Consider the following 1,241-nt stretch of genomic DNA (forward strand, 5'->3'; position numbering starts at 1 on the left):
GGCATGTCGTCGAAAATCTGCGTAATAAAGGGGCACGATTCGTTGAGGAACTCGACGAGGTGCCGCACGGCGCTGTCGCGATCTTCAGCGCGCACGGTGTCGCCCAGACGGTCGAGCGCGACGCGCAGACGCGCGGGCTCGACGTGCTCGACGCGACCTGCCCGCTCGTCACGAAAGTGCACGTGCAGGGGCGCCAGTACGTCGCGGCGGGCCGCCGGCTGATCCTGATCGGCCACGCGGGCCACCCGGAAGTCGAGGGCACGATCGGCCAGATTCCGGCCGAGGTGATCCTCGTGCAGAGCGAAGCAGAAGTCGATACGCTGACGTTGCCCGTCGATACGCCGGTCGCGTACATCACGCAGACCACGCTGTCGGTCGACGACACGCGCGGCATCATCGAAGCGCTGCAGCGCCGGTTCACCGACATCGTCGGCCCGGATACGCGCGACATCTGCTATGCCACGCAGAATCGCCAGGCCGCCGTGCGCGAGCTGAGCGAACAGGTTGACGTGCTGCTCGTCGTCGGTGCGACGAACAGCTCGAACTCGAACCGCCTGCGCGAGATCGGCACCGAAAGCGGTGTGCCGAGCTATCTCGTCGCCGACGGCTCGGAAGTGAAGGCCGAATGGTTCGCGGGCGTGCAGACGGTCGGCCTGACCGCCGGCGCGTCGGCGCCCGAAGAAATGGTCGAGGATGTAATCGGCGCGCTGCGCGCGCTGGGGCCCGTCGATGTCGCGACGATGGCGGGCCGTGAAGAAAAAGTCGAATTCAAGTTGCCGGCGAAGCTCACGCAAGCTGTCGCCCGCGAAGTTTAAGGAGGACATCCCTTGTCTATTCCGCTGCTCCAGCAAGTCCGTGTCGGCGCCTACATCGTGCGCCAGCACCTGTCCGGCAACAAACGCTATCCGCTCGCGCTGATGCTCGAGCCGCTGTTCCGCTGCAACCTCGCGTGCAACGGCTGCGGCAAGATCGATTATCCGGACCCGATCCTGAACCAGCGCCTGTCCGTCGAGGAATGCCTGCAGGCCGTCGACGAGTGCGGCGCGCCCGTCGTGTCGATCGCCGGCGGCGAGCCGCTGCTCCACAAGGATATGCCGGAAATCGTCAAGGGCATCATGAAGCGCAAGAAGTTCGTGTACCTGTGCACGAACGCGCTGCTGATGGAAAAGAAGATGGACGACTACCAGCCGAGCCCGTATTTCGTCTGGTCGGTCCACCTCGACGGCGACAAGGAAGCGCAC

At 64.9% G+C, this 1,241-nt stretch carries 2 protein-coding genes; both read left to right on the forward strand.

Going from position 1 to position 1,241, the window contains the following annotated elements; translation table 11 throughout:
* On the forward strand, positions 1–815 hold an 815-nt coding region (gene ispH, locus JMF90_RS37655; RefSeq protein ID WP_236598134.1), incomplete at its 5' end, for a 4-hydroxy-3-methylbut-2-enyl diphosphate reductase.
* Positions 816–827: 12 nt separating this feature from the next.
* Positions 828–1,241, forward strand: a 414-nt coding sequence (hpnH, locus tag JMF90_RS37660) for an adenosyl-hopene transferase HpnH (protein ID WP_201326401.1), incomplete at its 3' end; no start/stop codon positions are given.

The sequence above is a fragment of the Burkholderia sp. E168m23 genome, from assembly GCF_016586125.1.
GTDB classification, from domain to species: Bacteria; Pseudomonadota; Gammaproteobacteria; order Burkholderiales; family Burkholderiaceae; genus Burkholderia; species Burkholderia orbicola.